This is a genomic window from Pseudomonas sp. 21LCFQ02 (genome assembly GCF_024129895.2).
Classification (GTDB): Bacteria; Pseudomonadota; Gammaproteobacteria; order Pseudomonadales; family Pseudomonadaceae; genus Aquipseudomonas.
The window spans coordinates 5880746-5905549 of record NZ_CM178749.1; the positions used below are offsets into that span (position 1 = coordinate 5880746).

General features: G+C 62.2%; 27 protein-coding genes. 14 read left to right on the forward strand and 13 right to left on the reverse strand.

Annotation, left to right across the window (positions count from 1 at the left end; translation table 11 throughout):
• Positions 1–21 precede the first annotated feature (21 nt).
• The 7 genes from NJC40_RS26560 to NJC40_RS26590 all read right to left on the reverse strand — a co-directional run bounded on the left by NJC40_RS26560 (position 22) and on the right by NJC40_RS26590 (position 6395).
• The gene (locus NJC40_RS26560; protein ID WP_045481589.1) at positions 22–1416 is read right to left on the reverse strand and encodes an amino acid permease; all 1395 of its coding nucleotides are present in this window, start codon (positions 1414–1416) and stop codon (positions 22–24) included.
• Positions 1417–1637: 221 nt separating this feature from the next.
• On the reverse strand, positions 1638–2768 hold the full coding sequence (rluB, locus tag NJC40_RS26565) for a 23S rRNA pseudouridine(2605) synthase RluB (protein WP_045481592.1): 1131 nt from the start codon (positions 2766–2768) through the stop codon (positions 1638–1640).
• A 197-nt stretch (positions 2769–2965) separates the two neighbouring features.
• Complete coding sequence (locus NJC40_RS26570) at positions 2966–3157, reverse strand: DUF1289 domain-containing protein (RefSeq protein WP_045481595.1); 192 nt, start codon at positions 3155–3157, stop codon at positions 2966–2968.
• A 117-nt stretch (positions 3158–3274) separates the two neighbouring features.
• The gene (scpB, locus tag NJC40_RS26575) at positions 3275–4072 is read right to left on the reverse strand and encodes an SMC-Scp complex subunit ScpB (RefSeq protein ID WP_045481598.1); all 798 of its coding nucleotides are present in this window, start codon (positions 4070–4072) and stop codon (positions 3275–3277) included.
• A gap of 12 nt (positions 4073–4084) precedes the next feature.
• The gene (locus NJC40_RS26580; RefSeq protein ID WP_492180428.1) at positions 4085–4888 is read right to left on the reverse strand and encodes a segregation and condensation protein A; all 804 of its coding nucleotides are present in this window, start codon (positions 4886–4888) and stop codon (positions 4085–4087) included.
• Positions 4888–5517 carry an L-threonylcarbamoyladenylate synthase gene (locus NJC40_RS26585; RefSeq protein ID WP_253116773.1) on the reverse strand — a complete coding sequence of 210 codons (630 nt, stop codon included), beginning with the start codon at positions 5515–5517 and terminating at the stop codon, positions 4888–4890. The genes NJC40_RS26580 and NJC40_RS26585 overlap by 1 nt, the downstream gene beginning before the upstream one ends.
• Before the next feature lie 14 nt (positions 5518–5531).
• Positions 5532–6395 (reverse strand): PHP domain-containing protein, encoded by an 864-nt coding sequence (locus NJC40_RS26590; protein WP_253116771.1) that lies wholly within the window; start codon positions 6393–6395, stop codon positions 5532–5534.
• 65 nt (positions 6396–6460) lie between these two features.
• Between NJC40_RS26590 and NJC40_RS26595 the strand changes: the two genes are divergently transcribed.
• The 5 genes from NJC40_RS26595 to NJC40_RS26615 all read left to right on the forward strand — a co-directional run bounded on the left by NJC40_RS26595 (position 6461) and on the right by NJC40_RS26615 (position 10143).
• A complete protein-coding gene (locus NJC40_RS26595) occupies positions 6461–7060 on the forward strand; it encodes a septation protein A (RefSeq protein WP_045481607.1) in 600 nt (199 codons plus the stop codon).
• A 1-nt stretch (position 7061) separates the two neighbouring features.
• Positions 7062–7361, forward strand: a complete 300-nt coding sequence (locus NJC40_RS26600) for a YciI family protein (RefSeq protein WP_045481609.1) — start codon at positions 7062–7064, stop codon at positions 7359–7361.
• A gap of 35 nt (positions 7362–7396) precedes the next feature.
• A complete protein-coding gene (locus NJC40_RS26605) occupies positions 7397–8074 on the forward strand; it encodes a response regulator transcription factor (protein ID WP_045481611.1) in 678 nt (225 codons plus the stop codon).
• A gap of 206 nt (positions 8075–8280) precedes the next feature.
• Entirely contained in the window at positions 8281–8727 is a 447-nt protein-coding gene (locus NJC40_RS26610; protein ID WP_045481613.1) for a Spy/CpxP family protein refolding chaperone, read from the forward strand.
• Between the two features lie 75 nt (positions 8728–8802).
• Complete coding sequence (locus NJC40_RS26615; RefSeq protein WP_253141204.1) at positions 8803–10143, forward strand: sensor histidine kinase; 1341 nt, start codon at positions 8803–8805, stop codon at positions 10141–10143.
• 229 nt (positions 10144–10372) lie between these two features.
• On the opposite strand, the gene NJC40_RS26620 is transcribed toward NJC40_RS26615, so the two are convergent.
• A complete protein-coding gene (locus NJC40_RS26620; protein ID WP_253141203.1) occupies positions 10373–10933 on the reverse strand; it encodes a nitroreductase family protein in 561 nt (186 codons plus the stop codon).
• 157 nt (positions 10934–11090) lie between these two features.
• Between NJC40_RS26620 and NJC40_RS26625 the strand changes: the two genes are divergently transcribed.
• Positions 11091–12545, forward strand: a complete 1455-nt coding sequence (locus NJC40_RS26625; protein ID WP_045481621.1) for a TrkH family potassium uptake protein — start codon at positions 11091–11093, stop codon at positions 12543–12545.
• Positions 12546–12603: 58 nt separating this feature from the next.
• The gene (locus NJC40_RS26630) at positions 12604–12915 is read left to right on the forward strand and encodes an Mpo1-like protein (protein WP_045481624.1); all 312 of its coding nucleotides are present in this window, start codon (positions 12604–12606) and stop codon (positions 12913–12915) included.
• 123 nt (positions 12916–13038) lie between these two features.
• Here NJC40_RS26630 and NJC40_RS26635 read toward each other — a convergent pair whose 3' ends face one another.
• The gene (locus tag NJC40_RS26635) at positions 13039–13851 is read right to left on the reverse strand and encodes a UDP-2,3-diacylglucosamine diphosphatase (RefSeq protein WP_253116762.1); all 813 of its coding nucleotides are present in this window, start codon (positions 13849–13851) and stop codon (positions 13039–13041) included.
• Positions 13852–13956: 105 nt separating this feature from the next.
• A complete protein-coding gene (locus tag NJC40_RS26640) occupies positions 13957–14247 on the reverse strand; it encodes an Rdx family protein (protein WP_045481630.1) in 291 nt (96 codons plus the stop codon).
• Positions 14248–14407: 160 nt separating this feature from the next.
• On the opposite strand from NJC40_RS26640, the gene NJC40_RS26645 reads away from it, so the two are divergent.
• From NJC40_RS26645 to NJC40_RS26655, 3 genes are read left to right on the forward strand one after another with little or no spacing between them, the layout of a single operon-like run.
• Complete coding sequence (locus NJC40_RS26645) at positions 14408–14551, forward strand: hypothetical protein (protein WP_253141202.1); 144 nt, start codon at positions 14408–14410, stop codon at positions 14549–14551.
• A gap of 53 nt (positions 14552–14604) precedes the next feature.
• Complete coding sequence (locus NJC40_RS26650; protein WP_253116760.1) at positions 14605–16632, forward strand: type VI secretion system Vgr family protein; 2028 nt, start codon at positions 14605–14607, stop codon at positions 16630–16632.
• Positions 16629–17489 carry a DUF4123 domain-containing protein gene (locus NJC40_RS26655; RefSeq protein ID WP_253141201.1) on the forward strand — a complete coding sequence of 287 codons (861 nt, stop codon included), beginning with the start codon at positions 16629–16631 and terminating at the stop codon, positions 17487–17489. The genes NJC40_RS26650 and NJC40_RS26655 overlap by 4 nt, the downstream gene beginning before the upstream one ends.
• Here the strand turns inward: NJC40_RS26655 and NJC40_RS26660 are convergent.
• From NJC40_RS26660 to NJC40_RS26670, 3 genes are all read right to left on the reverse strand, one after another.
• Positions 17476–18291, reverse strand: a complete 816-nt coding sequence (locus NJC40_RS26660) for an ABC transporter ATP-binding protein (protein WP_253116756.1) — start codon at positions 18289–18291, stop codon at positions 17476–17478. The two genes, NJC40_RS26655 and NJC40_RS26660, sit on opposite strands and share 14 nt — an antisense overlap.
• 2 nt (positions 18292–18293) lie before the next feature.
• Complete coding sequence (locus tag NJC40_RS26665) at positions 18294–19154, reverse strand: ABC transporter permease (protein WP_045481641.1); 861 nt, start codon at positions 19152–19154, stop codon at positions 18294–18296.
• A 165-nt stretch (positions 19155–19319) separates the two neighbouring features.
• Complete coding sequence (locus NJC40_RS26670; protein WP_253141200.1) at positions 19320–20225, reverse strand: LysR family transcriptional regulator; 906 nt, start codon at positions 20223–20225, stop codon at positions 19320–19322.
• A gap of 251 nt (positions 20226–20476) precedes the next feature.
• Here NJC40_RS26670 and NJC40_RS26675 point away from each other — a divergent pair, with 251 nt between their 5' ends.
• The 4 genes from NJC40_RS26675 (at position 20477) to NJC40_RS26690 (ending at position 24771) form a co-directional block, all read left to right on the forward strand.
• The gene (locus NJC40_RS26675) at positions 20477–21088 is read left to right on the forward strand and encodes a cysteine dioxygenase family protein (protein WP_045481648.1); all 612 of its coding nucleotides are present in this window, start codon (positions 20477–20479) and stop codon (positions 21086–21088) included.
• A complete protein-coding gene (locus NJC40_RS26680; RefSeq protein ID WP_253141199.1) occupies positions 21085–22668 on the forward strand; it encodes a rhodanese homology domain-containing protein in 1584 nt (527 codons plus the stop codon). The genes NJC40_RS26675 and NJC40_RS26680 overlap by 4 nt, the downstream gene beginning before the upstream one ends.
• A 79-nt stretch (positions 22669–22747) precedes the next feature.
• Complete coding sequence (locus tag NJC40_RS26685) at positions 22748–24103, forward strand: LLM class flavin-dependent oxidoreductase (protein ID WP_253141198.1); 1356 nt, start codon at positions 22748–22750, stop codon at positions 24101–24103.
• On the forward strand, positions 24100–24771 hold the full coding sequence (locus NJC40_RS26690; RefSeq protein ID WP_045481658.1) for a peroxiredoxin-like family protein: 672 nt from the start codon (positions 24100–24102) through the stop codon (positions 24769–24771). The genes NJC40_RS26685 and NJC40_RS26690 overlap by 4 nt, the downstream gene beginning before the upstream one ends.
• Positions 24772–24804: the final 33 nt, after the last annotated feature.

Below are 24804 nucleotides of genomic sequence, written 5' to 3' on the forward strand. Positions count from 1 at the left end.
GAGCCAGGCCCGAATCGCCGCTCAGGCCTTGATAGCCGCCTTGAGCGACTTGAGCAAGTAGAACAGCCACATCGCCGCCAGCCACAACGGAATGGCGAACACCGAATTACGGATGCCGGGAATCAACAGCATGATGCCCAGGATCAGCACCACGAAACCCAGGCACAGGTAGTTGCCCAGCGGATACCAGAGCGCCTTGAATGCCGGAACCTGGCCGGTGCGTTGCAGATGCTGGCGGAATTTCAGGTGCGAGTAACTGATCATCGCCCAGTTGATCACCAGGGTCGCGACCACCAGTGACATCAACAGCTCCAGCGCCTCGCCGGGCATGAAATAGTTGATCAATACCGCCATGACCGTCACCGCTGCCGAGAGCAGGATGGCCCGTACCGGCACACCGCGGCGGTCGACCTGCGCCAGGCTGCGCGGCGCGTCACCCTGCTCAGCCATGCCCACCAACATTCGGCTGTTGCAGTAGGTGCCACTGTTGTACACCGACAGCGCTGCCGTCAGGACCACGAAGTTGAGCAGGTGCGCGGCGGTGTCGCTGCCGAGCATGGAGAACACCTGAACGAACGGGCTGCCACTGTAGGAATCGCCCGAAGCATTGAGGCTGCCTAGCAGGGTGTCCCACGGGGTCAGCGACAACAGCACTACCAACGCACCGATATAGAAAATCAGGATGCGGTAGATGACTTGGTTGATGGCCTTGGGAATCACGGTTTTCGGCTGGTCCGCCTCGGCGGCGGTGAAACCGAGCATTTCCAGCCCGCCAAAGGAAAACATAATGAACGCCAGGGCCATCACCAGACCGCCCAGCCCGTTGGGGAAGAAGCCGCCATGCTCCCACAGGTTGCTGACCGAGGCCTGCGGGCCGCCCTTGCCGCTGACCAACAGGTAGCTGCCCAGCGCAATCATGGCGATGATCGCCAGCACCTTGATGATCGCGAACCAGAACTCGGTTTCGCCGAACACTTTGACGTTGGTCAGATTGATGGCGTTGATCAGCACAAAGAACACTGCGGCCGTGACCCAGCTCGGGATCTCCGGCCACCAGTAATGCACGTACTTGCCGACCGCGGTCAGCTCCGACATGCCGACCAGGATATACAGCAACCAGCAGTTCCAGCCCGACAGAAAGCCGGCAAAACCGCCCCAGTAGTTATGCGCAAAATGGCTGAACGAGCCGGCCACCGGCTCCTCGACAATCATCTCGCCCAATTGGCGCATGATCAGAAAGGCAATGAACCCACACAGGGCGTAGCCGAGAATCATCGACGGACCGGCGGACTTCAGGACCCCGGCCGAGCCGAGGAACAAGCCGGTGCCCACCGCGCCGCCCAGGGCGATCAACTGGATATGCCGATTCTTGAGCTTGCGTTGCAGCCCGCTCGGCTGTACGTCAGTTGCACTCATTGAAAACTACCCGATCTTTAGCGGATGTCTACAAAATGGCTGCACTTGGCAATACTGCGTTGAAACCGCCCTCAAAATGCTCATGTACTTTATGTACACTGCGCTTTTTCAGCCGGTTTCGCCTTGTCTTGCCTTCGCTCGCCTGTTTTGTAAACACCCTCTTTTTTGACTGAAATGACAAACGCCGGTCGAAACCGGCGTTTGCTTGAGGCTCAAGAGCCTTACTGGGGCTTGCGGCCCGGACCACGACGCGGCGCATCGTCACCCGACGGGCGCTTGCCGGCCGGCTTGCCCGGACGCTGACGCACGTCCGATGGCCGCTCGGCCACCGGCGTGGCACGACCACGACCGCCGCTGCGCGAATCGCCCGGCTTGCCGGACAGGTTCGGCCGCGCACGCTCTTCGGTCTTCGGCGCACGTGGCGCACGCTCGCTGCTGGCCGGGGCATCGGCCGCAGCCGCCGGACGCAGGTTGCGCACCCGCTCGCCCTTACCCAATGGACGCGAAGACTGGCGCTGCAGGCGCTCCATTTTCTCGCGGCTCTTGCCACTCATAACCGGCATGGCGACCGGTTTGAGGCCGACTTCTGCCGCCAGGATGTCGACTTCCTGCTGGCTCATTTCGCGCCAGCGGCCCATCGGCAGGTCGGAATTGAGGAACACCGGTCCGTAACGCACCCGCTTCAGACGGCTGACCACCAGACCTTGGGATTCCCACAGGCGACGCACTTCACGGTTACGACCTTCCATCACCACGCAGTGATACCAGTGGTTGAAGCCTTCGCCGCCCGGAGCTTTCTGCACGTCGGTGAAACGCGCCGGGCCGTCTTCGAGGATCACCCCGTTCTTCAGGCGCAGCAGCATGTCATCGTCCACTTCGCCACGTACACGTACCGCGTATTCGCGGTCCATCTCGTAGGAGGGGTGCATAAGCCGGTTGGCCAGCTCACCGTCAGTGGTGAACATCAGCAGCCCGGTGGTATTGATGTCGAGACGGCCGATGTTGACCCAGCGGCCTTCTTTGGGACGCGGCAGGCGGTCGAATACGGTCGGCCGGCCTTCAGGGTCGTCGCGGGTGCAGATTTCACCGTCCGGCTTGTTGTACATGATGACCCGGCGCACGTTCTCGCGGGACTCTTCGCGCTTGACCAGTTGCCCGTCGACACTGATCGCATCATGCAGGTCAACACGCTGGCCGAGGCTGGCGACAACGCCATTGACCTTGATCCGGCCCTGGCCGATCCAGGCTTCGACGTCGCGGCGCGAGCCCACGCCAATACGCGCCAGAACCTTCTGCAGTTTTTCGCCTGCGGGTTTTTCGGCCTGTTCGTCTTGCAGTTCTTTTTCACTCATCTGGGCACCTCCCGGTGTGTCGAATCAGGGTTCACCGAGGACCGGCAAAGCCTGTTGCCCGGCGGGCAGTGTGTGCCGCGCCCTGGCGAAATTCAAGAATCGTCTGGCCCTGGGTCGGTTGCCATCGGGCAATCACCGCGTTGCCGGGTCAGAGGGGCGCGAATCATACGCGCTTGTGGCTGGTTACGCACCCATGGTTATTTCTTTTTCCGCCGACCGGCGCCTTTGAGGGTACTCATGCGCTTTTTGGCCAGGCTCAGAATCTCGCTGCGCTGATCCTTGTCGAGCTTCTTCCAGGCCTTGATTTCTTTCTTGCTGCGGCCACAGCCGAGGCAGATATCAGCATCGAACTTGCACAGGCTGATGCACGGATTCTTGCTTGAACTCATTGATACCTCCGCTAGGGGAATGTCTGTAGCAGGGGCCGGGCGGCGATCCGCTTCAGCCCGAAGCCAAGCCCACCTTTCGCAACTAAAGCGGCTCCTACAAGCGATCGCGGTGGGGTATCAAGCCGGTTTTTCCAGCTCGGCCTCGTCGTCTTCCTGATCCTCGATCGCCGCCTGGGGTTGCTCGCGCAGCAGGTCATCGAAGTCGGTTTTGAGCCCCTGCTCCATATCGTCGAGTTCCAGCAGCAGGGTGCGAAAGCTGGTTTCCTCTTTCGGCGCGGTGTCGCCGTCGCCGACCTCTTCGCCTTCAAAGCTGGCATCGGCCAATGCCTGAAGGTGCGCCGGCACCGGTGCGTCGTCGATGTCCAGCAGCGGCTCGGGCTCCATTTCGCGCAAGTCGGCCAGCGGTGGCAGGTCTTCCAGGCTTTTAAGGTTGAAGTAATCGAGAAACGCTTTGGTGGTGGCCAGCATCGCCGGGCGACCCGGCACGTCGCGGTAGCCGACGATGCGTATCCACTCGCGCTCCAGCAAGGTCTTGATGATCTGGCTGTTGACCGTCACGCCGCGTACATCTTCGATCTCGCCACGGGTGATCGGCTGGCGATAGGCAATCAGCGCCAGGGTTTCCAGCATCGCCCGCGAGTAACGCTGAGGGCGCTCCTCCCACAGCCGACCGACCCACGGCGCATAGCGCTCGCGGATCTGCAAGCGGTAACCGGAGGCCACTTCTTTAAGTTCGAAAGCACGGCCTTCGCACGACTTGCCCAGCAGTTGCAGGGCCTTCTTGAAGACCGGCGGCTCCGGACGCTCAGCCTCTTCGAACAGCTCGTACAGACGCTCCAGAGGCTGCGGCTTGCCAGAGGCCAGCAGAAAAGCTTCCAGCAAGGGCGCCAGGTCGCGGGGTTCATTGAGGTTCATGGCAGGTTTGCTCTATTCGGCTCGGGCGCGCACGTGGATGGCGGTAAAGGGTTCATTCTGCACCAGTTCGACCAGCGACTCCTTGACCAGCTCCAGCACGGCCATGAAGGTCACCACCACGCCCAACCGCCCTTCTTCGGCGCTGAACAGCTCGATAAAGGGCACAAACCCGCCGCCTTTAAGGCGTTCAAGCACGTCGCTCATGCGCTCGCGGGTCGACAGGGTTTCGCGACTGATCTGGTGGCTTTCGAACATGTCGGCACGGCGCAGCACCTCGGCCATCGACATCAGCACCTCTTCGATACTGACCTCCGCCAGCAGCTTGCGCGCCCGGGCCTCGGGTGCCTCAAGGCGCGGCACAATGATGTCGCGACCGACCCGGCTCAATTGATCGATGCCCTCGGCGGCATTTTTAAAGCGTTCATACTCTTGCAGACGACGGATCAGTTCGGCACGCGGGTCGTCTTCTTCGGCCTCGACGGCCTCGGAACGCGGCAGCAGCATGCGCGACTTGATCTCGGCAAGCATGGCGGCCATGACCAGATACTCGGCGGCAAGCTCCAGGCGCACGCTTTTCATCAACTCGACATAGCCCATGTACTGCTTGGTGATTTCCGCCACCGGGATATCGAGAATGTCGACGTTCTGCTTGCGGATCAGGTACAGCAACAGGTCGAGCGGCCCTTCGAACGCTTCGAGGAAAACCTCCAGCGCATCCGGCGGAATGTACAGGTCCAGCGGCAACTGGGTGAACGGCTGGCCATAGACCCGCGCCAGCTGTTGATCAAGTTGCGCCGGGCCGTCGAGTTCGATCATCAGGCGGGCTCGGCAAACGGCGTCGGGTCACCACAGCCAACCCGTACGATCTGCGGCTCGCCATCGGAGAGGTTGATTACCGTGGAGGCCGAGACGCCGCCGATACCGCCGTCGATAATCAGGTCGACGTGGTGTTCAAGGCGGTCGCGCATATCCTCGGGGTCGCTCAGCGGCAAGCTGTCGCCGGGCAGGATCAGGCTGACGCTCATCATCGCCTCGCCCAGTTGCGCCAGCAACGCCTGGGCAATCGGATGCCCCGGCACCCGCAGGCCGATGGTGCGGCGCTTGGGATGCAGCACCAGACGCGGCACTTCACGGGTGGCGTTGAGGATGAAGGTATAAGGGCCGGGGGTATGGGCCTTGAGGGCGCGGAAAGCCCCGGTGTCGACCTTGGCAAACAGCCCCAGCTGCGACAGGTCGCAGCACATCAGGGTGAAATTGTGCTTGTCGTCCAGTTGGCGCAGGCGGCGGATACGCTCGATGGCGCTCTTGTCGCCGATCTGGCAGCCCAGGGCATAGGACGAGTCGGTCGGGTACACCACCAGCCCGCCGGCCTTGATGATCTCCACCGCCTGTTTGATCAGGCGTGGTTGCGGGTTCTCCGGGTGGACCTGAAAGAATTGGCTCACGGTAACTTCCTGTGTCATACAGCAGCAATCACGGGTTCTTGTTTGAAACGGTTCCATAGCGGCGGCAGGTCTTCGGGCAGCGGCCGGTAAATACCGATTTCCGACCAGTGTCCCGGCCCGTGGAAATCGCTGCCGGCACTGACCAGCATGCCAAACTCCCGGGCCAGGATGGCCAGCGTACCGACCTGCTCGGCGGGCTGCATGCCGTTGACCGCTTCGATGGCATGGCCACCGGCCTGGAGAAAGTCGCCGACCAGGCGGCGTCGCTTGCTACGGGTGAAATCATAGTGCATCGGGTGTGCCAGGCTGACCCACGCGCCGGAAGCACGCAGGGTCGCGACCGTTTCTTCAAGGGTCGGCCAGTGTTGCTTGACGTCCCCAAGCTTGCCGGCGCCCAGCCACTTGCGAAACGCCTCGCCACGATCCTTGACGTATCCGGCATTGACCAAATAGTCGGCAAAGTGCGGCCTGGCCGGGGCATTGCCACTGTCGCCCAACGCCTGTTGCACGGCCCTTGCTCCCTGAAGAGCGCCGGGCATGCCCTTTAGTTCAAGTTTTCGGCTGATTTCCTCGGCGCGCAGCCAGCGCCCGTGGTGCAGGCGGTCGATGGCCTCTTTGAGCGCTGGGGCGTCGAGGGCAAAACCGTAACCCAATACATGGATGGTCGCCCCGCCCCAGGTGCACGACAACTCGACGCCGTTGATCAGTTGCATGCCCAGCTCGCGGGCCGCCGTGTGGGCTTCAGGCAGCCCTTCAATGGTGTCGTGGTCGGTCAGCGCCAGCACCCGCACGCCATTTTCATGAGCCCGGGCAACCACCCGCGCAGGGGCAAGGGCGCCATCGGAGGCCGTACTGTGGCAGTGCAGATCAACAATCATGGGAGAGCTTTCGCGGTCTTGGATGTTTGTTATTATGCCGCCACATCCCGCTTCTGGCTGCCATTGTGAAACAATTCATCGATTTCATCCCGCTGCTGCTGTTCTTCATCGTTTATAAAACCGACCCGCGTACTGTCGAGCTGCTCGGCCATCAAGTGTCGGTCGGCGGCATCTTCAGCGCCACTGCGGTGCTGATCATCAGCTCCGTGGTGGTCTACGGCGTGCTGTATTTCAAGCAGCGCATGCTCGAAAAAAGCCAGTGGCTGACCCTGGGGGCGTGCCTGGTGTTCGGTAGCCTGACCCTGGCGTTCCACAGCGAAACCTTCCTCAAATGGAAAGCCCCGGTGGTCAACTGGCTGTTCGCCCTGGCTTTTCTCGGCAGCCATTTCATTGGTGACAAGCCGCTGGTCCAGCGGGTCATGGGCCACGCGCTGACCCTGCCGCAAGCGGTCTGGGTACGCCTGAACATCGCCTGGATCATCTTCTTCGTATTCAGCGGCGCCGCCAACTTGTACGTAGCCTTTACCTATCAAGACTTCTGGGTCGACTTCAAGGTCTTCGGCAGCCTGGCCATGACCCTGGTATTCCTGGTCGGCCAGGGCCTGTACCTGGCCCGCTACCTGAGCGACTCCGCACCTGATTCTGCGACCAAACCCAAGGACTGACATGCTCTACGCCATCATTGCCACTGATACTGCGGACTCCCTGGAAAAACGCCTGAGCGTGCGCCCCGCTCACCTGGAGCGCCTCAACGCTCTGAAAGACGCCGGTCGTCTGGTGCTGGCTGGCCCTCACCCGGCCATCGACAGCAACGACCCAGGCCCGGCCGGCTTCAGCGGCAGCCTGATCGTCGCCGAATTCGAGTCGCTGGCTGCCGCGCAGAGCTGGGCCGAGGCCGATCCGTTCGTCGCCGCCGGTGTCTATGCCCAGGTTGTGGTCAAGCCGTTCCGTCAGGTTCTGCCCTGAGCCGCGCACCTGTCATTGGCCCGATAGAGTAAGTCATGAGCGAACTGTTATTGATTGACGATGACCAGGAGCTGTGTGAGCTGCTGGGCAGCTGGTTATCCCAGGAAGGCTTTCAGGTGCGGGCCTGTCACGACGGTCAAAGTGCGCGCAAGGCCTTGAACGAGGCCGCCCCGGCGGCCGTGGTGCTGGATGTGATGCTGCCCGATGGCAGCGGCCTGGAGTTGCTCAAGCAATTGCGCAATGAACACCCCGACCTGCCGGTGCTGATGCTCTCGGCCCGTGGCGAGCCGCTGGACCGCATTCTGGGTCTGGAACTGGGCGCTGACGATTACCTGGCCAAGCCTTGCGACCCGCGTGAACTGACCGCACGGCTGCGCGCCGTGTTGCGCCGCAGCCACCCGGTCAGCACTTCAAGCCAGCTTGAGTTGGGTGACCTGAGCTTCAGCCCGCTACGTGGCGTGGTCAGCATCGACGAAAAAGAGATGACCCTGACCGTCTCGGAAAGTCGCCTGCTTGAAGCGCTGCTCAGCCAGCCCGGCGAGCCACTGGACAAACAGGAACTGGCGCAACTGGCGCTGGGCCGCAAGCTGACATTGTATGACCGCAGCCTGGACATGCATGTCAGCAACCTGCGCAAGAAGATCGGCCCGCACCCGGATGGCCGGCCACGCATCGTGGCGTTGCGCAGTCGTGGCTATTACTACAGCGTGTAGAGGCGGCCGGGCGGCAATCCGTCTCGCTCGCGAAGGGGGTGAGACATTCGCAGCAGATACTGTGGTTTCAACGGCCTCTTCGCGAGCAAGCTCGCTCCTACAATCTCTTTACCCAAGCTTTACGCAGGGTTGACCGCGCTTGACCTTGATCTCCCTAAACTGGGCTCCAACGGCAACGAGCCGGACTGGAAATCAGGAGACACACCATGCGCAAGACCCTTACCGCTCTGATGTTTGCCGCTGCCCTGCCAACCGTGGCCATGGCTGCACCCGTAGCCCCGGCAGACGGCCACGACGGCGGCCCGCGCTTTCACCAGGACCACGGCCCAGGCAAACACCGTGGCGGCCCATTCGGTGACCTGGACCTGAGCCGCGAGCAGCGCCAGCAGATCGGCAAACTGATGGGTGAACAGGCCCACGCCCGCAAGGAAATCAACGAGCGCTTCCTGGCCAAGCTGCCCGCGGCAGACCAGAAGGCCATGAAGGATGAGCTTGAAGCCAGCCGCACCAAGACTGACACCGCGATCCGTGGCTTGCTGACCCCTGAGCAGCAGAAGGAATTCGACGCCGACAAGAAAAAGCGCGAGGAACGTCGCGCCGAGTGGGCTGAATTCCAGGCCTGGAAAGCTGAAAAGGCCAAAAAGGCGCAATAATCCCCCTCGTGATGTCATCATCGCGACCCGGCATGCCCCGCATGCCGGGTTTTCCCGTTGCAGAGAGGTTGCTCCGTGCGTTCATTGTTCTGGCGAATCCTGGCCAGTTTCTGGCTGGCCATAGCCCTGGTGGCAGGGCTGTCGATTCTGGTCGGGCACATGCTCAACCAGGATGCCTGGGTGCTCAACCGCCACCCGGTGCTCAACGAGCTGCCGCAGAAGTGGACCAAGCGCTTTGAGGAACAGGGGCCCGATGCCGCCCAGGATTACCTGGAAAAACTCAAGCATCGCCACCGCATTGATGTACAGGTGCTCAACAGCAACGGTGAAGCGGTAATCCCCGGTACTTTCCCGCCCCGCGCCGCAGCCTTCGAAGCCCGCCAGAAAAACGACCCCAAGCAATTGCCGTGGCGGCGGCTGACCACCGAATACACCAGCGAGACCAGCGGCGAAACCTACCTGCTGATTTATCGCATTCCGCACCCTGAGCTTGAGCAGTGGCATCGCCAGAGCCTGGTCTGGCCGCTCAGCGCGCTGTTCATTGCCCTGGTGGTGCTGACCCTGTTCAGCCTGATGGTGACCCTGTCGATCACCCGCCCGCTGAGCCGCTTGCGCAGCGCGGTCTATGACCTCGGCCAGACCAGCTATCAACAGCACAGCCTGGCGCAACTGGCCAACCGGCGTGACGAATTCGGCGTGCTGGCCAATGACTTCAACCGCATGGGCGCACGTCTGCAAAGCCTGATCGGCAGCCAGCGTCAGTTACTGCGCGATGTGTCCCACGAATTGCGCTCGCCGCTGGCCCGGCTGCGTATCGCCCTGGCCCTGGCCGGCCGGGCCACCCCGCAAGAGCGGGAAAAACTCTGGCCACGGCTGGATCGCGAGTGCGACCGCCTCGAAGCGCTGATCAGCGAGATTCTGGCGTTGGCGCGGCTGGATGCTGACCTGGCCAAGGCCGAACCGGTGGACCTCAATGAACTGCTGCACCGGTTGCGCAACGATGCGTTGCTCGATGGCCTGCCACCGGACATCGAGCTGCAGGTCGCCAAACCGCTGAGCGTTGAAGGCTGGCCGGACATGATCGAACGCGCCGTCGACAACCTGCTGCGCAACGCCCGACGCTTCAGCCCGCCGGAGCGCCCCGTACAACTGAGCGCCCAGCGCAGCGGCGAGCAGATCCGCATCAGCGTACGCGATCACGGCCCCGGCGCACCGGCAGAGCATCTGGCACAGCTGGGCGAGCCGTTCTTTCGTGCACCGGGTCAAACGGCTGCCGGTCATGGTTTGGGCCTGGCGATTGCCAAACGCGCCGCCGAACGGCACGGCGGCAGCCTGAGCCTGAGCAACCATCCCGACGGAGGCTTTGTGGCAATACTCGAACTGCCGCTGGTGCCAGTGAGTGGGCCTCCCGCTTAGCCGCTCATGCCCGCACAGCAAACACGGCCCCTCTGTGGGAGCGACCTTGGTCGCGAAAGGGCCAGTAAAATCGGCACATCTGCTGTGAATGTAAAGTCGTCTTCACGAGCAAGCTCGTTCCCACAGAGAACCGCGCCGACCTTAACCGATCGGCATTAGTCCTACATTGCGGCTCGCGGCTAAAGCAGATCGCCGGCCGACGAATCGCCGCCCGGCCGCCCCTACCGCTTCAGCCCTGCCAGGCGCTGACGAACGCTGCTGGATCTTCCTTGGCGGCCACACGGGGCGGGTTCTGCGGGGTGCCAAGGTATAGAAAACCCAGCACTTCTTCGTCATCACTCAGGCCAAAACCCTTGGCTACATGGGCCGAAAACGACAGCTCGCCGGTGCGCCAGACGCCGCCCAGGCCCAGCGCATAAGCCGCCAGCAACACCCCGTGGGCGGCGCAGCCGGCGGTCAGACGCTGTTCGCTGCGGGGCACCTTGGGGTGATCCTGCAAACGGGCGACCACCACCACGACCAACGGCGCACGCAACGGCCCCAGGCGCGCCTTGTCCACTTGTTGCGCGCTGGCCTCGGGGTCTTGCAGCAGCAGTGCTTCGGCCAGCAGGTCACCCATGCGCTCACGGGCCGGGCCTTCGACGTTCAGGAAACGGTACGGCTTGAGCAGACCATGATCAGGCGCACGCAACGCCGCGCCGAACAGGATTTCACGCTGCGCAGCATCCGGGGCCGGCTCGACCAGACGCGGGACCGAAACACGGTTGAGCAATACATCGAGCGCCTGCATGGGCGAATCTCCTTGAAAGGTGGTCGGGCATTCTAGGCCACAGCGGCTATCAATAACGAGTGCAAACGCGATAAACAGCTACTCTTGGGCTAGCGGTTTACATGGCCTCAAGCGCAGGTAGAATGGCGCCTCCTTCCCCACCCGTCCGAGCAGTTTCATGGCGTTGCCGACCCTTCGCATCATCGGTTTTATCATCGGCATCTTCCTGATCACCCTGGCGATCTCGATGATCGTGCCGATGCTGACCCTGGTGATCTACGACCGTTTCGAAGACCTGCGCTCGTTCCTGTGGGCCAGCGCCATCACCTTTATCGCAGGTCTTGCGCTGGTGATGCCCGGGCGCCCGGAACATGTGCACCTGCGCCCGCGGGACATGTACATGCTGACCGTGTCGAGCTGGATCGTGGTGTGCATCTTCGCCGCCCTGCCGTTCTTGCTGACCACCCATATCAGCTATACCGACTCGTTCTTTGAAAGCATGTCGGGTATCACGGCCACCGGTTCAACCGTGCTTAACCACCTGGACAGCATGTCGCCGGGCATCCTGATCTGGCGCTCGATGCTGCACTGGCTGGGCGGTATCGGCTTTATCGGCATGGCGGTAGCGATCCTGCCGTTGCTGCGCATTGGCGGCATGCGGCTGTTCCAGACCGAGTCCTCGGACCGCTCGGAAAAGGTCATGCCCCGTTCGCACATGGTGGCCAAGTACATCATCCTCGCCTATGTCGGCTTTACCGTGTTCGGCAGCCTGGCGTTCTGGTGGGCGGGCATGGGCATTTTCGATGCGATCAACCATGCGATGTCGGCGATCTCCACCGGCGGCTTCTCCACCTCGGACCTGTCGCTGGCCAAATGGCCGCAACCGGCGGTGCATTGGGTCGCAGTGGTGGTGATGATCCTCGGCAGCCTGCCCTTCACCCTGTATGTGGCGACCCTGCGCGGCAACCGCAAGGCGCTGTTCAGGGATGAACAGGTGCAGGGGCTGCTGGGCCTGCTGCTGGTCACCTGGGCGCTGATGACCCTGTGGTACGGCCTGACCACTGACCTGCCATGGCTTGACGCCCTGCGCCACGTCGCGCTGAACGTCACCTCAGTGATCACCACCACCGGCTTTGCCCTGGGCGACTACAGCCTGTGGGGCAATTTCTCGCTGATGCTGTTTTTCTACCTGGGCTTCATCGGCGGTTGCTCCGGCTCGACGGCCGGCGGCGTGAAGGTGTTCCGCTTCCAGGTCGCCTATATCCTGCTCAAAGCCAACCTTAACCAGTTGATCCACCCGCGGGCGGTGATCAAGCAGAAGTACAACGGCCACCGCCTGGACGACGAGATCGTGCGCTCGATCCTGACCTTTTCGTTCTTTTTCACCATCACCATCTGCGTGATCGCCCTGCTGCTGTCGCTGCTCGGCCTGGACTGGATGACCGCCCTGACCGGCGCGGCCAGCACCGTGTCCGGGGTCGGTCCGGGGCTGGGTGAAGTGATCGGCCCGGCCGGCAACTTCGCCAGCCTGCCGGATGCCGCCAAATGGATTCTGTCGGCCGGCATGCTGCTGGGCCGGCTGGAGATCATCACCATCCTGGTGCTGTGCGTACCCGCATTCTGGCGTCACTGATGACGCGGCTTGTCGATCAGGGCTAGACTCAGACCTGATCGACAAGAGGACGTCATGCATGGAAAACGTCAGATCTTTCGCCAGTTTCGCGCAGTTCTATCCGTTCTATTTGCAGGAACACCGCAACAGCACCTGCCGGCGCCTGCACTTTGTCGGCACCAGCCTGGTGATCTTCCTGCTGGCGTTCGGTATCGGCAGTGGCCGCTGGTGGTTGCTGTGGTGGGTGCCATTGGCCGGTTATGGTTTCGCCTGGCTCGGGCACTACGTGTTCGAGAAAAACCGCCCGGCGACCTTCAAGCATCCGTTCTATAGCCTGCTGGCGGATTTTGTGATGTTCCGCGACATGCTGCTGGGCAAGGTGCCGTTCTAAGACGGCTTGCCTTAAGGGGTCGGCCGGCGATGCGCTGTAGGACCGGCCGGGCGGCGATCCGCTTTAGCCGGGAAAAGCATTCACCGCTGTACGCGGGAAGCCCGTTCGCGGCTGAAGCCGCTCCTACGAGGCCGTCACCGCCTGTTCTTCGCGCTGTTTCGCCGTGCCCTGCGCATCGGCCAGTCGATACAGTTCGATGGTGCCGTCCAGGTGTTCGATCAGCGCCGTGCAGGACTCGACCCAGTCACCGCAGTTGAGGTACTGCACATCCCCCACGTCGCGAATTTCCGCATGGTGGATATGCCCGCAGACCACGCCATCCAGTCCTCGGCGCACGCATTCGTGGGCAATCGCCTGCTCGAAGTCGCTGATGAAGCTCACTGCGGTCTTGACCTTATGCTTGAGGTACGCCGACAGCGACCAGTAGCCATAACCGTAGCGAGCGCGCCAGTGGTTGAGCCAGCGGTTGAGGGTCAGGGTGAATTCGTAGGCCGAGTCGCCCAGAAAAGCCAGCCAGCGGTGGTAGCGGGTAATCACGTCGAACTGGTCGCCATGGATCACCAGCAGGCGACGGCCATCGACGGTGACGTGCTCGGCCTCATCCACCAACTGGATATTGCCAAGGATCAGCTTCGAGTAACGGCGCAGGAACTCGTCGTGGTTGCCGGTGATGTAGATCACCTCGGTGCCACGCTTGCTCATGGTCAGCAGGCGGCGGATCACGTTGGTGTGCGCCTGGGGCCAGTACATGCCGCCGCGCATCTTCCAGCCATCGATGATGTCACCGACCAGGTAGATCGTGTCGGCCTGATAGCCTTTGAGGAAGGTCGACAGATGCTCGGCCTGGCAATCACGAGTGCCCAGGTGCACGTCGGAGATCCACAGGGTCCGTACCCGTTGCTTGCGGCTGGGTTTGGCGAATTCGGCGCTGGTCATACTGAACCTCCGGCAGGTTTTGGCGTAGCGTGCGCCTGACCGGTGAATTGAATATGACGTCAAGATGGCGTTAACGTGACAGCCGCCGGATTGCCGACCTGTCTGTTACTCAGCCACGCGGTCGTTGTGCCCCAGGTCGCGTTGCGGATCGATCTGGTCACGCACCCGTTGCTTGAGTACCTTGGCTTCCGGGAAGCCTCCATCGGCCTTGCGCTCCCAGATTTGTACATCGGCGCAGGTGATGCGAAATATCCCGCCCGTACCCGGTTCCAGACAGACCCGGCCAAGATCATCGCCAAAGGTACTGAGCAACTCCTGCGCCAGCCAGGCTGCACGCAACAGCCATTGGCACTGACTGCAATAGGTGATGACGATTTCGGCTTTAACGGTGCTCATCGAGGCAAGTCCCTGGCGATGGATTGGAGAGCATCATGATACGCCGTCTGGTTGTTTGTAACCGGCCCAACAACCTTCAACTGCGCAATCAATGACCCGGGATTTGCGCCCCACAGCCCATTGCTGTGCTCCACACCCTTTAACTTCGAGGCTTTCAGTGATGCGCAACACCCTGCGCAGCAAGATGCAATGGCTTGCCCGAAGCTTGTTCATTTTCTGTCCAGCCACTCACCACGAAAAACCACAACCCATTGATAAAAAACAAGATTCTGTATTCGGCACAGTTCTTGGTTTGTCCGCCTGACGCCGCCGAACCGGCGCACATCTGCGACCCCGGTCAGCGCAAGGAGATCTGCCATGTCCGCCGCCCCCCAACAGCACGTTTTTACCCTCACCCTGCCCGGCCAGCATGATTTTCAGGTGCTGGCCTTTCAGGGCCGCGAAGCGCTGAACGAGCCGTTTCGCTTCGATATCCAGCTGGTCAGCGAACGCCAGGATCTGGATCTGCAAGCCTTTCTGCATCGCCCGGCGTTCCTGCAACTGAGCGCCGAGGGCGGTGGTATTCATGGTCAGGTCGAGCGCATCGCCCAGGGTGATCGCGGTCAGCGGCTCAGCCACTACCAATTGAGCCTGCGCCCGCGCCTGGCCAATCTCGCTTACCGCAGCAACCAGCGAATATTCCAGAACAAGAGCGTGCAGGAGATCATCATCCTGCTGCTCAAGGAGCACGGCATCCTTGCCGATGCCTGGCGCTTTCATGTGCACAAGCCGTACCCGCCCCGCGAGTACTGCGTGCAGTATCAGGAGTCGGACCTGCAGTTCATCCAGCGCCTGTGCGAAGAAGAAGGCTTGCACTATCACTTTGAACATAGCCGGCAAGGCCACGTGCTGGTGTTTGGCGACGACCAGACGTTCTTCCCGCGGCTGGCGCCCCAGCGCTACAACCCCAACACCTCGATGGTCGCCACGACGCCGGTGGTCAAGCGCTTCAAACTGCGCCTGGAAACCCGCAGCAACCGTACCGCCCGGCGTGACTGGAGTTTCACAATCCCACGGGTGCATTTGCACAGCGAGGCCAGCAGTGACGCCCCGCTCGACCTTGAAGACTATGTCTACCCGGCACGCTTCAGCCACCGCGAGCACGGCCAGTTGCTTGCTACCCGCGCTCTGGAACGCCATCGCCATGACCATCAGCTGGCCGAGGGTCACAGTGACCAGCCGCAACTGGTCAGCGGCCATTTTCTGCCCCTGACCGAACACCCGCGTGAGGTCTGGAATGAGTTGTGGTTGCTGACCGAGATCCAGCACGAAGGCCATCAGCCGCAAGTGCTTGAAGAAGCCGGTGAACCGGCGGCGCTGTCCCATGGCGAATTCAGCCAGGGCTACCGCAACCGCTTTCTGGCCACCCCGTCGCAGGCGCTGTACCGTCCGCCGTTGCGCCATCGCAAACCACGGGTACTGGGCAGTCAGACCGCTATTGTCACCGGGCCCGCCGGGCAGGAGATTCACTGTGACCCGCATGGCCGGGTCAAGGTGCGCTTTCATTGGGACCGCGAGCGTCAAAACGACGAGCACTCCAGTTGCTGGATGCGCGTGGCCAGTGGCTGGGCCGGCAGCCACTACGGTGCGGTCAGTTTGCCCAGGGTCGGTACCGAAGTGCTGGTGACCTTTATTGAAGGCGACCCGGACCAACCCTTGGTCAGCGGCTGTCTGTACCACACCGACCAGCCACATCCCTATCCACTGCCCGAACACAAGACCCGCAGTGTGTTCAAGAGCATGAGCAGCCCAGGCGGTGGCGGCTTCAATGAAGTGCGCATCGACGACCGCCAGGGTCAGGAGCAGATCTTCGTCCATGCCCAACGTGACTGGGACCAGCGCATCGGCCACGACCAGAGAGTTCATGTTGGCAACGAACGCCACGAGCGGGTCGAAGCCACCAGCTACTCACACCTGTTGGCCGATGAGCACACCACTATCGATGCCGACCGACGCACGCAGGTCCAGGCCAATGATCACTTGAGCGTCGGCATGACCCAGCATGTGCGGCTGGGCGTCGCGCAACTGGTCGAGGCCGGTCGGGAAATTCATCTCAAGGCCGGCAGCAGGCTGGTTCTCGACGGCGGTCAGCAAATCACCCTCAAGGCCGGCGGACACTTCATCAGCATCAATGCCGCTGGCATCACCATGAGCACCCTGCCCCTGCCTGACCCGCTGGGGATGGCCGCCGACGGCAGCCCCGCCCAACCTCTGCTGCCTGGCCCCCTGGACGCTGCCGCGAGCAGTGAACCACCGCCGTTGCGGGTAGCAGCCCAGCAGTTGACGTTCAAGCGCAGCGCCCGTTGCGAGCCATGCGAGCAAGCCGCGCGCAAGGCCAAGCCATGAACCTGACGCACTACCTGCTGGTCGACGGCCTGCTCATGCCTGACGCGCTCAGGCAGCTACACGGCCGCCAGGAAAACCTCGACATCGAACCGCTGTACCTCGGCACCCGCTGGGCCGACTTCCAGGCCCAAGGCCCGATCCTGGTACAGGCCAGTGCATCACTCAGAGACGCATGGCCGAGCGATCCACACTGGCAGTCCTGTGCGAGCCTGCTGGCCAGTGGCGCAACGCTGCTGAAGATTGCCAACCACCTGCGCCACTTCATCTGCCCGCCGGACGCGTTGGGCAATGCCAGCTTGCTGCGCTTCTCTGATCCGGTGGTGATGCATCACTGGCTGAGCAGTTTCGCTGCCGGGCAACTGGACCTTACGCTGGGTCCGATTGATGAGCTGCGGGTCGCAGCGCCCCGGCAACCCTGGCAGGCCGCCAAAGGTATCGCCGCATTCCGTGTAACCGGCGAGCGCCAGCCCTGGGCAGTCGGTTTCGCCCTGCAAGGTGCGCAGCAGCTCGAAGCCTTCGAACAGGCAACCGTGTTTGTCTTTCAACAACGCCTGTACAACTGGCTGCTTGGCGAGTATCCCACCGCCTTTGCCGGGCAAAGCCCCAACCAGATCGATCAATGGCTGGAGCAGTCACTGAGCAGTGGCCGTGAATGGGGGCTGATCACCGAGTTTGGTTTTGCGACCTGGGCCAGATACCGCCTGGCGCTGGGTGAAGACTTCGTCACCGCGCCCGATGGCGCCTGGCAGCAGTGGCTCCGGCAACAGACCGCACCCCGTTGTACCTCACCTGAACAACAGCTGGACGACTTCGATCTGCATCACAACAGCCTGACAGCCAGCCTCAGCGGGCATTAGCCACCCGCCGCAACGCGGTCAAGGTCTGATCTACTGCGGCACCGTGCTCGCCGGCCTTGACTCCCAGCAAACCCAGCAACCGGGCCCGGATTGCCTGGAAGCCAGGCTGACCGCTGTCACGCTGGCGCGGCAGGTCGATATGGATCTGGTCGGCGATTTTGCCGTGAGCCAGCACAATGACCCGGTCGGCCAGCAAGATGGCTTCATCCACGTCATGCGTCACCAGCAGCACCGCCGGGGTGTGTTTGCGCCATAGATCAATGATCAATTGGTGCATGCGGATGCGGGTCAGTGCATCAAGGGCGGCGAAGGGTTCATCGAGCAATAGCAGTTGCGGTTCGCGCACCAGGGCACGGGCCAGAGCAACCCGCTGGGCTTCACCACCGGACAGCGTCGCCGGAAAGGCATTGATGCGATGCGCCAGGCCAACCTCGGTCAGCGCTGCCTCGGCGCGGGCCTTGGCATCAATGCTGCGCAGGCCAAGGGTGACGTTTTTCCAGGCGCGTTTCCAAGGCATCAGCCGCGGTTCCTGAAACACCGCAGCGCGGGCCTTGGGCACCCGCAACTCGCCACCCTCGATACTGTCGAGCCCGGCCAGGCTGCGCAGCAAGGTGGTCTTGCCCGAACCACTGGCACCCAGCAAGGCGACGAATTCGCCGGGGGCAATGTCCAGTTGCAGATTGTCGATCACCCGCTGTTCGCCGAACTGGCGCACCACCTTACGCAGTTGGACGGCGGCAGGCGGCTGGTGCTCGGCACTGGAGCGGGCAGCGACGGGTTCCTGCAGGTCGAGAGCGTTCATGTTCAGGTCCTCAAGAAGGTCGGACGCCAGGCCAGTGCATAGCGTTCCAGAGTGCGGATGATGCCGTCGATCAACAGGCCCAGAACGCTGTAGATCAACAGGCAGATGACAATCACATCAGTGCGCATGAAATCGCGGGCATCACTGGCCAGGTAACCGATGCCGGCGGTGGTGTTGATCTGCTCGACAAACACCAGGGCCAACCACGAGATGCCCAGCGAGTATCGCAGGCCGACAAAGAACGAAGGCAGCGCGCCCGGCAGAATCACATGCCAGATCAGTTCGCGGCGGCTCAGGCCCAAGGTATTGGCCGCCTCGATCAGTTTGGGGTCGATATTGCGGATACCGGAAAACAGATTCAGATACACCGGAAACGTGGTGCCGGTGACGATCAGCGCCACCTTGGTGAATTCGCCAATCCCGAACCAGAGAATGAACAACGGCACCAGCGCCAGGGATGGAATGGTGCGCAGCATCTGCATGGGTGAGTCGAGAATCACTTCACCCTGTTTCGACAACCCGGTGAACAGCGCCGCCGCCACGCCAATTGCCACACCGATGCCCAAGCCGAGCAAGGCACGTTGCAAAGATACCCATAAGTGCCCGGCCAGTTCGCCGGAACTGATCATCTCCCACAGCGTGCCACCTATCTGCGAAGGCGCAGCGATTACCCGGCCAGGCAACAGGCCCGTCTGGGAGGCCAGTTCCCAGAGCAGCAATAACGCCAGCGGGCTGAGCAGGCGCACCACGAATGCCGGAACCGTCCAACGGCGCGCATCCGGTTTGCCAGCCGTGTGGGCCGGGTCAGGCTTGCTGATGGTTAGATAGCCGGCGGCGGCAGGCTCAAAGGCTTTTTCAGGCATGGGCAGCTTCCTTGGTAGTCACTCGGACGACACACATCCGAGTGGAGCAAGGCCCATGCTAGGCGCATAAGAAACGTCGGTGAAATTCTATTTAGCGATAACCTAATGTTTAAATTTTCTGATCATCGCCATTCATATAATGCAGATTTTTTATACAAAGCAGGTTCAGGCTGCGGCTGACACCTGCTTGAGCGAATGGGCTACCAGATTGCCAAACGCGTCGACCGGCGCTTGCAGATTGCCCAGAAAGCGCGGGTAAACCAGCCACAGGTCCATCACCGGCTTGAAGTCCTTGAGGTTGACCACCGCCAGTTGCTCACGGTGGGCACTGCGCTCCAGCAACGGCCGTGGCACCAGACCCAGCCCCATGCCATCGGCAACCAGCCCCAGTTGCAACTCAGTGCCGAAGGTTTCCAGGTTGACCTTCAGGCCCAGCCCCTGGTCAGACAAGGTGCGTTGCAAGCCGGCACGAAAACCGCAGCCGTCAGGGTTGAGCACCCAGCCCTGCTGGTAACAGTCAGCCAGTTTGACGATCTTTTTCGGCGCCGATTCGCGAGCGCAGACCACCACCAGCTCGACCTTGCCGATCGACTGGCCAAGGATGTTGTCCGGAAAAATCTTGCCGGCCGGAAACAGTGCAGCTGCGGCATCCAGCTCGCCGTTCTCGATCTTGCCGATCAGGTGGCTGCCCCAACCGGTCACCACCTGGGCACGCAGCTCGGGAAACTCGCCGCGCAATTGCTTGAGAGCGTCGAGCAACACCACATCGCCGATGGTCTGCGGCACGCCGAGACGCAACTGGCCGCTGGGCGGTGTATCGCTGGCCACCAGCTCGCGCAGGGCGTCCATCTCACGCAGGATCGCCAGGCACTTCTGATAGACCTGATGCCCCATGGGGGTGGGTTTGAGCGGTTTGGTATTGCGGTCGAACAGCTCGACCCCCAGCGCCTGCTCGAAATTCTGCACGCGCCGGGTAATGGCCGGCTGGGTCAGTTGCAAGGACTCAGCCGCGTGGCTGATCGACTGACAGCGGATCACTGCAACGAAAGCATCGATATCATCAATTTTCATTCGAACCGCACATAAAGGCATAAAAGGAACATAGGCAAAAAGCATAGTGCCATTCGCGCTTTCTGGAAAGTCCGATAACGTGCGAACGCGGGGCGTGGCGGGTCCCGGACGAACCGATGCATATGCAAGGTCGCAACGACAAAACAGCTTATAAAGAGCTTTTGGTTATATTCTAATCATAAAAAAATAGCATATTAAGTACAGCTATTATGTTTATATCCAGCCATGCCTCACCACCGCCTGGAATGGATATGTCACACACGCCTCATCCCGAAAGACTCCGTGCCTTTATCGGTGCGCTGGCCGAACTGATCGACGGCAACCCGCACGAGAGCGACCTGCTGCATCGCGGTGGCCAATTGTTGTCGCAACTGGTCAGCTTCGATGACTGGCTGCCCGACGAATTTGCCATCCCGGACCCGACCCGCTACCAGCAGTTTCTGCTGCACGCCGATTCAAGGCAGCGCTTTTCCATCGTCAGTTTTGTCTGGGGACCGGGCCAGAGCACACCGATCCACGACCACCGGGTCTGGGGTCTGATCGGCATGTTGCGTGGCGCCGAGTACTCGCAAGGCTTCGTGCGCAGCGCCGATGGCCGGCTGGAACGTGAAGGCCCGGCCATCCGCCTGGAGCCAGGTCAGGTCGAAGCCCTGTCGCCACGCAGCAACGATGTGCATCAGGTCAGCAATGCCTTTGCTGACCAGGTGTCGATCAGCATTCACGTCTACGGCGCCAACATCGGTGCGGTGCGGCGTGCGGTGTACCTCGACGACGGCACCGAGAAGCCGTTCATTTCCGGGTATTCAAACGCCTTTCTACCCAACATCTGGGATCTGTCAAAAGAAGCGAGCCAAGCACGATGACTACACAAGCAACCCGTTCCTATACCGATATTCGCCAGGCGCTGCTGGACCGGCAAGAACTGGCCCTGGTCGACGTGCGTGAAGAAGCTCCGTTCGCCGAGTCGCATCCGCTGTTCGCGGTCAACATCCCGCTGTCCAAGCTGGAGCTGGAAGTGCTGGCGCGGATTCCGCGCAAGGACACCCCGGTGACCGTCTACGACAACGGCGAAGGCCTGGCGCAGCGTGCCGTGCAGCGCTTTGTCGAGCTGGGCTACAGTGATGTGAAACTGCTCGAAGGCGGCCTGGCCGGCTGGGGCGCGGCGGGCGGTGAGTTGTTCATCGACGTCAACGTGCCAAGCAAGGCGTTTGGCGAACTGGTCGAGCACCATCGCGGCACACCGTCGCTGGCCGCCGAAGAGGTCAAGGCGCTGCTCGATGCCAAGGCCGACGTGGTGGTGCTCGATGCCCGCCGCTTCGACGAATACCAGACCATGAGCATCCCGACCGGGATCAGTGTGCCCGGCGCCGAGCTGGTGCTGCGCGCCCGCGAACTGGCACCCGACCCGAGCACCCGGATCATCGTCAACTGTGCCGGTCGTACCCGCAGCATCATCGGCACCCAATCGCTGGTCAACGCTGGCCTGCCCAACCCGATCAGCGCCCTGCGCAACGGCACCATCGGCTGGCTGCTGGCCGGCCAGACCCTGGACCATGGTCAGGCCCGGCGCTTTGCCCAGGTCAGTGAACAAACCCGCCAGAGCGCCAGCGCCGACGCCCGCCAGGTCGCCGACAAGGCCCGGGTCCAGCGGGCCAGCCTGGCTGACCTGCAGCGTTTCCAGGCAGAGGCCGCGCGCACCACTTACCTGTTCGACGTGCGCACCCCGGAAGAATTCGCCAAGGGCCACGTACCTGGCGCACGTTCGACACCGGGCGGGCAACTGGTGCAGGAAACCGATCACTTCGCCAGCGTGCGCGGCGCGCGCATTGTGCTGGCCGATGACGACGGCGTGCGCGCCAACATGTCAGCGTCCTGGCTCGCGCAACTGGGCTGGGAAGTCTACGTGCTGGACGACTTGCAGCCGGCTGATTTCAGTGCCAGCGGCGAGTGGGACGCCCCCTCCCCGCCAACCCCGCAGGTCGAGCAGATCAGCCCCGAGACCCTGGCCCAGTGGCAGGCTCAGGACAACGTCGCGGTCCTGGATTTCACCGCCAGCGCCAACTATGTCAGACAGCATATCCCCGGCGCCTGGTGGACATTGCGCGCCGATCTGGCCAACGCCCTGGCAAAGATCCCGAGTGCCGAACGCTATGTGCTGACCTGTGGCAGCAGCAAGCTGGCGCGCCTGGCCGTGGCCCAGGTCGAGGCGCTGACCGGCAAGCCGGTGTTCCTGCTCGAGGGCGGCACCGCCAGCTGGATCAAGGCCGGCCAGCCGCTGGAACACGGCGAAACCCGGCTGGCTTCAGCGCGCACCGACCGCTATCGCCGCCCGTATGAAGGCACCGACGCCCCCCGTGAGGCGATGCAGGCCTACCTGGACTGGGAATATGGCCTGGTGGCGCAACTGGGTCGTGACGGCACCCATGGGTTTTATGTGATCTGAACCGAAGACAGCCGCTCCTACGGCGCCCGGCCGGTCCATGCAGGTCCAGCCGGCCCTCTCATTTTCAGGAGAATTTTTCATGAGCAAGCAAGGTCATCTCAAGCAGCGTCATCTGAAACTGGGCGCCATGGTTCATGGTGTCGGTCACGGTTGGGGCGAGTGGCGCCATCCTGATGCGCTGGCTGATGCCAGCGTCAACTTCGGTTTTTACAAGCAGCAGACCCGCCTGGCTGAAGCCGCCAAATTCGACTTCGTGTTCATTGCCGACAGCCTGCACATTCACGAAAAGTCCAGCCCGCATTACCTCAACCGTTTCGAGCCGTTGACCGTCTTGTCGGCACTGGCGGCCACCACCGAGCATATCGGTCTGGTGGCGACGGTGACAGTGAGCTACACCGAGCCCTTCCAGGTCGCCCGGCAATTTGCTTCTCTGGATCACATCAGCGGCGGTCGCGCCGGCTGGAACATCGTGACCTCCTGGCTGAGCGGCACCGCCGATAACTTCGGCAAAAGCGAACACCCGCCGCATGCCGTGCGCTATCGCATCGCCAAGGAGCACGTTTCGGTGGTGCGTGGCCTGTGGGACTCCTGGGAAGACGACGCCTTTACCCGCAACAAACAGAGCGGCGAATTCTTTGCCCCCGACAAGCTGCATGCGCTCAATCACCAGGGCGAGTTTTTCAAGGTCAAAGGCCCGCTGAACATTGCCCGCTCGCGTCAAGGCCAGCCGGTGCTGTTCCAGGCCGGCACCAGCGAAGACGGGCGTAACTTCGCCGCCGAGTATTCCGACGCGATCTTCGTCCATGTCGAGTCGCTGCAGGACGGCATTGCCTATTCGGCAGACCTGAAAAAGCGCGCTGCCAGCTTTGGCCGTGACCCGCAGACACTGTCGATTTTGCCGGGCATCCGCCCGATCGTCGGCCGTGACCAGGCCGAAGTGGAGGCGCGTTTCCAGCAGGCCGTGGAACTGGTCAGCATCGAGGATGCCATCGTGGCTTTGGGCCGCCCGTTCAACGACCACGACTTTACTCAGTACCCCCTCGACGAGCCGTTCCCGGAACTCGGCGACCTGGGCGCCAACAGCCAGAAAGGCGGTTCCGACCGGATCAAGCGACTGGCCAGAGAACAGCAGTTGAGCCTGCGCGAAGTGGCGTTGTGGTTCTCCCGGCCGAACCGGGATTTCGTCGGCACCCCGGAGCACGTCGCCGACGCCCTGCAGACCTGGTTCGAACAGGGCGCGGCCGACGGTTTCATCATCAATTCGCTGCTGCCCGATGGCCTGCAGTATTTCACTGAACTGGTGGTGCCGATCCTGCAACAGCGTGGCCTGTTGCGCACCGAGTACAGCGGCGCCACCCTGCGCGAGCATTTCGGCCTGGCCAAACCGGCCAACCGTTACAGCGCAGCAAGCCGCCCCGAGGACGCCGTCGCATGAGCCAGTCACTCAACCAACAACTGGCCGACCTGCACGCCGAGCGGGTCGCCAGCTGGGCGCCTGAAGCCCTGCAAATCAACATCAACCAGCGCCAGTTGCTGGTCGATACCGCCGACACCGAACGCTTCGTCAAAGCCGGTGATCACATCGGGCCGTTCGAACTGCTCAAGGTTGAAGGCGGTGTGCTGAGCCGCGACCAGTTGCTGGCCGAAGGCCCGGCGGTGCTGGTGTTCTTCCGCTTTGCCGGCTGCCCGGCCTGCAATCTGGCCATCCCGCATTACGATCGCCAACTGGCGGCGGCGCTCAAGGCCAGGGGCGTACCGTTGGTGGCGGTCAGCCCACAGGTGCCTGAGCGTCTGATCGAGATCAAGCACCGACATAACCTGACCCTGCAAGTCGCCAGCGACAAGGACAACGTCCTGGCCAGGCGGCTGGGGATTCTCTACAGCTTCGACGAGGCTTCGCGGCAGGCGGCATTAAGCAAGGGCTCCTCGATTGGCGAGGTCACCGGCACCGGCACCTGGGAGCTGCCACAGCCCACCGTGGTGGTGCTCGACCGCGAAGCGCGGGTGGTGTTTGCCCAGGTCAGCCCCGACTGGCTGGTGCGTGCCGAAGCCGAACCCATCCTGCAAGCCGTCGAGCTGGCCCTGACCGCAGCGACGGTCTGAGCGGCCTGATAGCCGGCGGCCGCCACTGAAAAG

Bases quoted from the DNA above. Each gene is read 5' to 3' on its own strand.
- NJC40_RS26560 (WP_045481589.1), bottom strand. From the start codon at position 1,416: ATGAGTGCAACTGACGTACAGCCGAGCGGGCTGCAACGCAAGCTCAAG.
- rluB (WP_045481592.1), bottom strand. From the start codon at position 2,768: ATGAGTGAAAAAGAACTGCAAGACGAACAGGCCGAAAAACCCGCAGGC.
- NJC40_RS26570 (WP_045481595.1), bottom strand. From the start codon at position 3,157: ATGAGTTCAAGCAAGAATCCGTGCATCAGCCTGTGCAAGTTCGATGCT.
- scpB (WP_045481598.1), bottom strand. From the start codon at position 4,072: ATGAACCTCAATGAACCCCGCGACCTGGCGCCCTTGCTGGAAGCTTTT.
- NJC40_RS26580 (WP_492180428.1), bottom strand. From the start codon at position 4,888: ATGATCGAACTCGACGGCCCGGCGCAACTTGATCAACAGCTGGCGCGG.
- NJC40_RS26590 (WP_253116771.1), bottom strand. From the start codon at position 6,395: ATGATTGTTGATCTGCACTGCCACAGTACGGCCTCCGATGGCGCCCTT.
- NJC40_RS26600 (WP_045481609.1), top strand. From the start codon at position 7,062: ATGCTCTACGCCATCATTGCCACTGATACTGCGGACTCCCTGGAAAAA.
- NJC40_RS26605 (WP_045481611.1), top strand. From the start codon at position 7,397: ATGAGCGAACTGTTATTGATTGACGATGACCAGGAGCTGTGTGAGCTG.
- NJC40_RS26610 (WP_045481613.1), top strand. From the start codon at position 8,281: ATGCGCAAGACCCTTACCGCTCTGATGTTTGCCGCTGCCCTGCCAACC.
- NJC40_RS26620 (WP_253141203.1), bottom strand. From the start codon at position 10,933: ATGCAGGCGCTCGATGTATTGCTCAACCGTGTTTCGGTCCCGCGTCTG.
- NJC40_RS26625 (WP_045481621.1), top strand. From the start codon at position 11,091: ATGGCGTTGCCGACCCTTCGCATCATCGGTTTTATCATCGGCATCTTC.
- NJC40_RS26630 (WP_045481624.1), top strand. From the start codon at position 12,604: ATGGAAAACGTCAGATCTTTCGCCAGTTTCGCGCAGTTCTATCCGTTC.
- NJC40_RS26635 (WP_253116762.1), bottom strand. From the start codon at position 13,851: ATGACCAGCGCCGAATTCGCCAAACCCAGCCGCAAGCAACGGGTACGG.
- NJC40_RS26640 (WP_045481630.1), bottom strand. From the start codon at position 14,247: ATGAGCACCGTTAAAGCCGAAATCGTCATCACCTATTGCAGTCAGTGC.
- NJC40_RS26645 (WP_253141202.1), top strand. From the start codon at position 14,408: ATGCGCAACACCCTGCGCAGCAAGATGCAATGGCTTGCCCGAAGCTTG.
- NJC40_RS26650 (WP_253116760.1), top strand. From the start codon at position 14,605: ATGTCCGCCGCCCCCCAACAGCACGTTTTTACCCTCACCCTGCCCGGC.
- NJC40_RS26655 (WP_253141201.1), top strand. From the start codon at position 16,629: ATGAACCTGACGCACTACCTGCTGGTCGACGGCCTGCTCATGCCTGAC.
- NJC40_RS26660 (WP_253116756.1), bottom strand. From the start codon at position 18,291: ATGAACGCTCTCGACCTGCAGGAACCCGTCGCTGCCCGCTCCAGTGCC.
- NJC40_RS26665 (WP_045481641.1), bottom strand. From the start codon at position 19,154: ATGCCTGAAAAAGCCTTTGAGCCTGCCGCCGCCGGCTATCTAACCATC.
- NJC40_RS26670 (WP_253141200.1), bottom strand. From the start codon at position 20,225: ATGAAAATTGATGATATCGATGCTTTCGTTGCAGTGATCCGCTGTCAG.
- NJC40_RS26675 (WP_045481648.1), top strand. From the start codon at position 20,477: ATGTCACACACGCCTCATCCCGAAAGACTCCGTGCCTTTATCGGTGCG.
- NJC40_RS26680 (WP_253141199.1), top strand. From the start codon at position 21,085: ATGACTACACAAGCAACCCGTTCCTATACCGATATTCGCCAGGCGCTG.
- NJC40_RS26685 (WP_253141198.1), top strand. From the start codon at position 22,748: ATGAGCAAGCAAGGTCATCTCAAGCAGCGTCATCTGAAACTGGGCGCC.
- NJC40_RS26690 (WP_045481658.1), top strand. From the start codon at position 24,100: ATGAGCCAGTCACTCAACCAACAACTGGCCGACCTGCACGCCGAGCGG.